Origin of the sequence: Flavobacterium sp. (genome assembly GCF_027482425.1) — a bacterium.
Taxonomy (GTDB): Bacteria; Bacteroidota; Bacteroidia; order Flavobacteriales; family Flavobacteriaceae; genus Flavobacterium.
In genome coordinates this window covers 37,071-47,098 of the sequence record NZ_JAIXWA010000034.1, presented here as the reverse complement: position 1 = coordinate 47,098, position 10,028 = coordinate 37,071, and the positions used below count along the sequence as shown (strand labels likewise).

The following is a 10,028-nucleotide window of genomic DNA, read 5'->3' as shown; positions in this document are numbered from 1 at the left end:
CCTGAAAAGGTGACCTAAACTTAATTTAAACTAGTGGGAACTTATTGTTTGATTACTTTTTTAACCACCACTTCTTTATTAGAAGTAGAAATTAATTTCACAATATAAATTCCTTTTTCTAAACGACTTAAGTCTTCTGTGATTGAGTTAAGTCCTTCTTCTAATTGAATAGTTTTTGAAGCAGCAACTAAATATCCATCCATAGAGTAAATAGCTAACTCAACCGAACCTTTCAATTCGTTTTCAACAGCTATTGTAATAACTCCAGAAGTTGGGTTAGGATAAATTTCAGAACGAACGATAGCTACTTCTTGTACCGGGGTTTCTTCAACAAACTCTGCTTCACGAGCACATAAAGAACTTGTTAATGTAATTCTGCGTGCTGTACTAGAAACACCACAAGCATTTGTAGCCACAACAGTTACTAAGTTTGAAGTTACTGTACTAGCAACATTGGCAAAACTGATAACCGCTGTGTTAGTTCCTTGACCGCTCACAATCTCAGCACCTGCCACTGTAGTCCAAGTATACGAAGTAGCACCCACAACTGCAGGAACAGTAATCGTTTTAGTATCACAACGGTTGAATGTTGTAACGCCAGTTGGACTTGTTGGTGTACCTATAGCGGCAACAGCAGTTGACAAGGTCACTGAACGAGTAGTGGTACTTGAACCTACACCATTTACTGAACTGATTACAATTGTTTTTGGAGTAACCGAAGCAAAGTTAGAAGGCATTAATACAGTAAATGACAAATCACTAGTTGATAATACATTGCCTGTATTTGATGCATTACTTGGCGAAGTAACTACTGAACCAGCAGGACCTGTAATTACATAAGAATTTGCCAATGGAGAGGCGGGGAAATTATAAGTATACGTTTGATCAGCACAGATACCAGCAATTTGACCTGTTATAGCAGTAACTGCTGCAGGGACAGTAGCTGTAACTTTCAATAACTTAGCTTGAGAAGAAGTTGCAGGAGTCAAAGCCGCATTATTGGTAATTGAAGAACCGATTCCATTTACCGCTTTTACCCCAAGGTATAACGAAGTTGTTCCTGGAGCAACACCAGCAAAATTAATTATAATTTCGTTAGAGTTTCCACCACTGATTTGGTTTACACCCGCTGGTAATTCCCACTGATACGAGGATGCAGTAGGTGATACAGCAGCCGACAAACGCAATGGTGTTGTTGTACCAATTAATCGACTTACAACAGTTACAGCAGTTGTTGTGCTCACGGCATCGTTGAATAACTTAATTGTTGTTGGAGCCGCTGGAATAGCAGCTACTAACTTTTTCAAATATGAATTTTTAATTTCCATTGTACTTGCAACAGAAAATACGGAAGTAGCATTGGTACTTGGTGGTACAATTGGAGTATACACCTCATTGTAAGATGTATAATACAAGCCAGGAATAATATTACCCGCAACAACATCAGCATTACTGGTGTTTGAAGTTGAAGAACTTCCAACGCCATTTACTGATTTCACACCAAAGTACAACGCTGTAGTAGCAGGATTTGTTACCCCTGAGAAGTTAACCAAAATAGAAGGCTTGTTAGAAACAATTTTTGTCCCATATCTTGGATAGTTTTGCGATGTAATACCCCCATAAGCAGCATTACCAAAGATGCGTTGTTGACACGTTGACACTACAATTTGAGTAGATTCACCATTCACATCTACAGTATAGGTATTGAATGTAACTACCCAATACTTATTTCCTGACTGTGTAGGAGTTGATGATGGTGCAAAGAAAGGTTCTGCAGTGTATGTTACTGTAGTTACCACAGGCGCAGGAGTTCCAGCGGGTAATACTAAATTTACCCCAGCAGGCAATTCCCATTCGTAATTTCTTGCTGTTTCTACTGTACTTGCAACAACTGTAATAGGAGTATTTGACCCCATATAACGTGCATAAGAAGTTAATGCCGTAGTAGGTGTCGTACTTGCTCTGTCGAAGAAATTCATTGTAGTTGGAGCAGCAGGTAAAGCCTTTGTAATAAGTAATGCTTTGGCCAATGTTCTACATCCATTAGCATTTACGGCTTGAACTTGAATAGAACCAACATTACCTCTTCCTGGAGGAACGTTATTGTAATTAACAACAATTGAGTTAGTTCCTTGACCAGAAACAATGTTTACTCCATTAGGAACGGTCCATAAATACGTTAAAGAGGAATCAACAAACGATGGAATTGAATAAGTAAATTGATCCGTTGTTCCAATATAAAATCCTACTGCTGTTGCAGAAGTTGAACCTACAGGCCCTACACCAGTAATAGAACCCAAAACTTCTGTTGGCAATGCTAAAGTAGTCACAACCAAAGGAACTCTTGCACTCTCAACTCCATTAGTATCCACTTGTGATACATAAAAAGTTTTCGTACCAACAACAGTTGTAGTAGGAGTTGGTGCTGTAGTTGATGCTGTACCTCCAGTAGCCAACGTATACCAACGTAATGAAACACCAGTAGTAGTCAAAGTCGCTGTTAAAGGCGATGCTAAAGCACCTTTACAATAAGATACATTATTGGCAACAGGAGTGGAACCTGCAACAATGGTAACAAATGGAGCTAATGAACTATCTGTAAAATCAGCCCCTGAAGCGGCAACACCTGTTGGACGGTAATCCAATCCTAAATAGGTATTGGTGGTGCTGTAAGGTAACGCTAATAAACCATTACTAGAAGATAAGAATGTATTCGCATTTGAAGTAAACCAAGAGTTTAATGAAGTAGGATTAATCCCAGCAGCAAAAGAAGCGTTAGGTGTACCCGCAATAATGTTGTTCTTGAATTTCAACAACCCAGAGTTTGCATTGGCAACCGTAGCTGAACCATCGATAAATACGAAGTTGTTTTTGAAATCCATAAAGATGGAGTTGTAAATTTTAATTTGACATGCTCTTCTCAAACGAAGCGCACGCTCATGACCTGAAGCCAAAGAAGTTGCAGGTGACAATGTAGCTCTTACAGCAGGCCCAATCATTGTCACGTTGGTGAAAATTGCCGAAGTATTGTCATTTGGTGCAGAAACCGTTGTTCCAGCTGGATTGTTATCCACCTCAAAACCTTCAGAAGTTGAAACAGCTGGATTATCTGCTAAAGCAGGATCTTTCACACACAATACATACTGAACGGCACCTTTAAATCCGTTATCAGCATCTAAATCGTCATCTAAATTGTTCATAGCAACCAAGTGCTTACAATTTACAGATCCACCAAACCATTCAAATGCATCATCATTAGCATAAGAAACCTGAACATAGTCAATCGTCGTTCCGCTTCCCACTGCACCCATGGTTAAACCGTTGATTTCGTTATTTGGTGAAAACACATATCCACCGAACTCGATACGTACATATTTTAATGTACCTGAATTATCATTATCGATTGGAGATGTACCTCCTCCGTATTCAGTATTTACAGAAGCGGTGATTCCTTCAATGTTGTTTACTCCATTGTTGATATTAAATTTTGCACGCCCTAAAAGCACAATTCCACCCCAATCACCAGGTTGTCTTCCTTGTGCTACTGTTTTAGCAGAGGTAAAAACAATTGGATTTAAAGCAGTTCCTACAGCATTAAGCTTTGCCCCACGAGTTACAATCAAAGCCGTTCCTGAGTTGGTAAAGTTCCCTTTTACCACTACACCTGGCTGAATAGTTAACGTAGCATTGTTACGCACATAAATCAATCCTGTAAGATAATACGTTTTTCCAGTGGTCCAAGTAGTGTTGGCAGTAATGTCTGTAGCAACATTAACCACTGTCCCATCAGGATAAGGTTCATTTTTTGGATCAAAATTGGTCCAAGAATCGGTCCACATTGGCGTTGGAGCCGGAGCAAATGCACCTCGGTACGAGGTTTGGTCAATTTGCGCATTAATGAAGCTTACAAAAAGCAACAAAAGTGGCAAAAAATAATTTTTTTTCATAATTAATATTTTAGGTTTATTTGATATACAAAACTAATTTTAAAGGGGTTAGCCTTTGAAAATTTTGCATTACGATATTGTCATCAATTAGTTAATGAAACTTAAATTAAATGTTAAAAAAAACGGCATTCTTTACAGAATGCCGTTTAGACTATAGTAAATAGTATTTTGTCTAAAAGTTATACGTAAATGTCAATGAAAAGCTTTGTCCAAATCGAGTCCTCCATATTACATCATCCTCTTTGGCGTTAAATCCGTCTTGATAATGATAATCCCCTGTAAAAATTTGATTTGCAAGGGTTTCAAGCGTACCATAACGAACAGAGTTCTTATAATTATTTTGGTAAAAAATCAAATCTTGCGCAAGAAGATTTTGAATATTGAGTTTAATCTCCATCTTCTTTTTGATGGTTTTTGAAATTTGCATATCAATAAAAGTTCTCCCCTTCTCCCAGATTGCAGGGCGAACCTCACTTTCGGTAAATGCAATACGATTTCCGGTTCTGTTTAAATTGGTTGAAACAGACCATCCGTTGTCATTGTTTAAATATTGAATACCCGCATTGACCACATAGGGTGATTGCCCTTGCAAAGGTCGTTTAGTATCAATATTGGCCGTATTCAAATTGGAAATATCAACTTCTGAATTGATTACCGCTAGATTTGAGAATACCGTAATATCTTCCAAAAAGGGCAATCCAGGAAAATTCAACAAACTACTCAACATCGCTCTAAACTCCAACTCAATCCCACTATTCACGGCAGCATTTGCATTGACATAGGTAATCGTTTTATTGTTCACTTGTTGCTGAATCTCGATAGGATTGATAAAGTTCTTTCTAAAATAAGAAACCGATAATAATTGGTTTTTACCGGGATAAAACTCATATCGAATATCAAAATTGGTGATTTCTCCAGGTTTTAAGTCGGGATTTCCTTGCGTAAAGAACTGATTGGTAAAATCGTAAAAACCAAAAGGAGCCAACTCCCTGAACTCTGGTCTGTTCAACGTTTTGGAATAACTGAAACGCAAATTTTGTTTGGAACTTAAAGACAAAATTAAATTAGCCGATGGCAATAATTTATCCTGAACATCCTCTAATGCCAAAAAATCAAGCTCTGTTAGACGAGCATTAATACGCTGTGTATATTCTTCAAATCGAACACCCCAAACAAATCGGATGAACTTGTATCGATTATCGAACATAACATAAGCCGCTTTTAAATCTGAACCTGCGGTGTAAGCATCGGTAAACTTGGTGAAATCAGCAATCGTAAACCCATTAACACCGGGAGATATTACACCCATGTTGGCCACATTAAAAATCTGCTCATTAGGCAAACTCAACAAACTAGAATCAAATGAACCCCCTAAAGTAAGTGCGTTATATTGCATCTGACGTGCAAAAAAATCTCTTGCTCTCGTTTGATACATTCCACCAATCTTCACTTCATTGATTAAATCTTTACCTAAATTAAATTTTTTACTTAAATCTAACTTTCCTCCTTTAATATCTTCATTAGTTTCTGAAAAAAACATACCACCTCCATAATCAGGCCCACCATTATTGAATGCTATCTCGGCGCGAGGACTATTTTGAGTAGGATCACTACTATTAGGGTCAGCAATCGAATAAATATTACGTCTTAAATTAGGAATACTTCTTTGAATATCACTTAAAAATGCATTCCAACTTAACTTGATTTTTTTATTTTGGAACGTATGATCCCCGCCCAATTGTCCAGAATAAATTTTATTACTAGTAAACCACCGCACATCGGCTAAAAGAAAACGCGTGTCGTTAACATCTCGCTGTCCTCTTCGTTCCACAACTAAATCCGTTGAATTTATACTGTAAATATTCTTAAAAAATACAGTGTGGTTTTCATTGAACTTGAAGGATACGTTGGCCAAGCCTGCGGTTAATACTTGTTGCGTATAATTATTGTCTTTAAAACTTGACACCAAAAGCGTTGATGTGGGATCTGGATTATCATAATCAAAACGTTCTACGTCATTAAAATTATTTGTTTTAGTATTGGATACCGAAAATATCATCCCTAAAGTTTTCTCTCCCAATTTGATACTTCTTCCAATACTGTACTGGAAATTATAATTAGGTGCAAACTTTTGCGATTGAATACCCCAGTCATATTCGAAGGTCTTGGCTAATTCAGCTTTTTCTTGAAAAGTAAGTACATTAAAAACCTCGGTGCTAGGCAACGTAGAAGGAAAAGCTCTTACACCATTGTCATAACCTAACCAATCTGTACCACTTCCTTGATAGGTTCGTTGTTCTTGAAAAGTAGTAATGGTATTAAAACCACTACCAATGGAAAGCGTCTGAAAATTACGATCTGGAACAGATTTGGTATTGATTTGTACAACTCCTCCAGCAAAATCAGAGGGCAGATCGGGGGTGGCAGTTTTAGTAATGACTAAGTTATCCAACAAATTGGAGGGGAAAATATCAAACGAAAAGGCTTTTCGATCTGATTCTGAACTGGGTAAGGGTGCTCCATTCAAAAAGGCTACATTGTATCGGTCATTAAGTCCACGAATAACAACAAACTTATTATCTTGTACACTCGCTCCACTAATTCGTTTTAGCACATCTGAAGTCGTTCTATCAGGGGTCTTTTTTATTGTCTCAGCCGAAATACCATCAGACACACTTGCATTATTCTTTTGCTGTGTCAAAAGTGATTTTACGGATTCTGCTTTGGCCCTTGTTTTGGTAATGACTACTTCTTCAAGTGTATTCTTTTGCTCTTCTAAAGTTACATCTAAATTCGTAACCTCATTAGCATTAATGACTACCTCACTCACTTGCTTGGGCAAATAACCAATCATCGAAAATTCAACTTCATACGTTCCAGGGGCTAATCCTGTGATGACAAATTTTCCTTCACCATCTGAAATGGTGCTTTTATTTGCTCCTTTTATTATAACATTAACGCCAACTAAAGTCGTTGCGTTCTTAGCATCGATAAGGGTTCCTTTGATCGAACCATTTTGAGCAACCGCTATCGAACTTAAAAGAGTAAACAAAAAAACTAAAATTGTTCTCATAATTAAATTTTAATTGCCCAAAATAAGAACAATAAGAAAAAATAAAAGTTAACTGAAAATTAACATTTTTTAATGTGTTAAAATTTATGTATATTATTGATTTTGATTTACTTACAAAAAAACAAGCGGGTAAAAAACCATAAAAACTACTTTTTTTGTTAACAAAATGTTTCTTATATATTATGTAATTTGTTTCATTTATATCCGTAAGGTTTAACTACTATATTTGTCGCTAAATTCATTTTAAATTCATGAAAACTACCTTCAAATTCTTATTCTTGTCCTTAATTTTTCAATGGGCATCCGCTCAAGAAAATGTAGCGATGTTAGACAGTGTAAATGGAAAAGAAATTGACTCCACTATTTCAAAACTAAATAATTATCGTTGGCGATTTGAATTTTCAGTCGGCGAGAGTAAAGGAATTACGCCTTATTCAGAAAATTACTTTTCAACGAATAATAAGAAGAAATTCGGTGTCCTTGACATAAACTCCTACACTATTGGAGCAACATATACCTTAAATAGAACTATCGGTATCCGAGGCACCTTTGCTTTTGATCGCTTTCGAGAAAAGGAAAATAAAAGCAAACCCTTTGAAACCGCTCAGTTTCGTTTAGGGATTGAAGCTATGGTTGACTTGAATTCTTTCCTAAAGTTTAATAGTGAAGATTCACGTTTTAAATTTATGCTTCATTCGGGTATTGTTTTATCAACATTTCAGGAAGTTACTTCCGATAAAAACCCTATTTCAGGAAGACGCGAACTCAATGGTGGGGTTGTCTTAGGATTGATGCCTATGTATCGCATCACCAAACAAGGCTTTGTTCATTTGGACTTGGTTACAATTCATAACTTTAGACAACATTATACTTGGGATGGTGTGTATTCAAATCCAGATCAGAATTTATATGGACACATGATTAATGTGTCTCTTGGTTTTTCATACTCTTTTGGAAAACAATTAAAATGGAAATCTGATAACAAAGAAATCGTTGACCTAGAAGCAAAAAATAATGCGTTAAAAAAACGTGTTGAAGACTTGGAAATAAAAATGAATGATGCTGATAAAGATGGCGTACCTGATTATCTTGATATCGAAAATAATTCAGTCGCTGGTGTAGCCGTTGATACGAGAGGAGTAATGATTGATGTAAACAAAAACGGTGTGCCGGATGAATTAGAGCGTTATTTAGAAACGAAGTATGGAAGTGTAGAACAATCCAAAACAATAGCAAAAAATAATGATCCAGAATCTGCTGAGTTCTTCAAACGATCGATTGATGAGGGCTACATTTCAATATTGTTTGATATTGATAGTGCAACCCCAAATGCTATATCCTATGATGGTATTTATTTTGTCTTGAATTATTTGAAACAAAACCCCTCAGCAAATATCACAATTGTTGGTTATGCTGACGCAAAAGGCGACAAAGAATACAATAAAAGACTTGCTTTGGCTCGAGCCAACAATGTAAAAGATATATTAGAAAAATCGGGGATTGAATCCAATCGTATAACCGCAATTTCTGGAGGCATGGATCAAACTGTTGACGTCAATGCTTCTGAAGCCCGAAAACTAGTACGAAGAGTAATTTTTAAACTTAATTAGTTTTAAACCATTTAGAAGACTTTCACTCGCATCGATAAAATGAAAATTGTAGTTATTGGTTTAGGTTATGTTGGCCTGCCTTTGGGTGTTCTTTTTGCTCAAAAATATAATGTCATTGGATTTGATATTAATAGAAAAAGAATAGTTGAATTAGGTCAGTTCAACGACAAAACAAATGAAGTTACGGCAAATGATTTAAAATGCGTAACAAAACAAAGTTTAGATGCATCACAAGGAATTTTCTTCACAAGTAAAATCGATGATATTCGAAAAGCAGACATTTACATCGTAACTGTTCCAACTCCAGTTGATAAATTTAATAACCCTGATTTTACGCCACTTATAAAAGCGAGTGAAACTGTGGGTAAAGTAATAGATAAAGGAGCTATTGTAATTTTTGAATCTACTGTTTATCCCGGTGCTACCGAAGAAATTTGTGTTCCTGTAATTGAAAAAAACAGTTCTCTTCATTACAATAAAGACTTTTTCGTAGGGTATTCTCCAGAACGAATTAATCCTGGTGACAAAGTAAATACCCTTGAAAATATTGTTAAGATTACTTCTGGTTCAACACCAGAAACTGCTTTAAAAATTGACAATTTATACAAATCTATAATTACAGCCGGAACGTTCCCTGTATCAAGCATTAAAGTGGCCGAAGCTTCCAAAGTCATCGAAAATGCGCAAAGAGACATCAATATTGCTTTTGTAAATGAATTGGCTAAAATATTTAATCTCTTGGCAATTAATACCAATGAAGTCCTAGATGCTGCTTCTACAAAATGGAACTTTATCAATTTTAGACCTGGAATGGTGGGTGGACATTGTATAGGCGTTGATCCGTATTACTTAGCCCATAAAGCACAAGAACTCGGATATCATCCCGAAATTATTCTCTCAGGCCGAAGAATGAATGATAGTATGAGTACATATATTGCCTACGAAGTCGTAAAAATTGCTCTTGAGAAGAAGATTAAAATTAAAAATGCTAGATTATTGCTGTTAGGAATAACATTTAAGGAAAACTGCAATGATATTCGAAATACGAAAGTGATTGATCTATATAAATCCTTGGTAGAATTTGGATTTTTAGTAGATGTATACGACCCCATTGCCGATAAAATTGAAGTTAAAAAGACGCTTAACATTAATCTCTTGAAGCAAATTCCAAAAAATCAAAAGTATCACGTCGCAGTTCTTGCAGTAAAGCATGATGAATTCAAAACTTTTGACCCCATTCTCTACTTAAAAAAGAAATCGGTTGTATATGATGTTAAAAGTTTTCTATCCTGCGAAGTTGATGGAAAATTATAAGTCAATTTAAGACAGTCCAAAGCCTTCTCAAGAGCATAGATAAAGCATCAAATAGGGATAAATGGTAAAATATTGTCTTTTCGT

At 36.1% G+C, this 10,028-nt stretch carries 4 protein-coding genes; 2 read left to right on the top strand and 2 right to left on the bottom strand.

The genetic code is table 11. The annotated features are described in order from the left end of the window. Positions 1-41: 41 nt before the first annotated feature. Entirely contained in the window at positions 42-3,947 is a 3,906-nt protein-coding gene (locus tag Q0037_RS04065; protein ID WP_297515828.1) for a T9SS type A sorting domain-containing protein, read from the bottom strand. 172 nt (positions 3,948-4,119) lie between these two features. Beyond that, entirely contained in the window at positions 4,120-7,020 is a 2,901-nt protein-coding gene (locus tag Q0037_RS04060) for a TonB-dependent receptor (protein WP_297515825.1), read from the bottom strand. A 251-nt stretch (positions 7,021-7,271) separates the two neighbouring features. Here Q0037_RS04060 and Q0037_RS04055 point away from each other — a divergent pair, with 251 nt between their 5' ends. Beyond that, positions 7,272-8,630 carry an OmpA family protein gene (locus Q0037_RS04055; RefSeq protein WP_297515822.1) on the top strand — a complete coding sequence of 453 codons (1,359 nt, stop codon included), beginning with the start codon at positions 7,272-7,274 and terminating at the stop codon, positions 8,628-8,630. A 30-nt stretch (positions 8,631-8,660) separates the two neighbouring features. Beyond that, the gene (locus tag Q0037_RS04050; protein ID WP_297515901.1) at positions 8,661-9,944 is read left to right on the top strand and encodes a nucleotide sugar dehydrogenase; all 1,284 of its coding nucleotides are present in this window, start codon (positions 8,661-8,663) and stop codon (positions 9,942-9,944) included. The last annotated feature ends 84 nt before the right edge of the window (positions 9,945-10,028 follow it).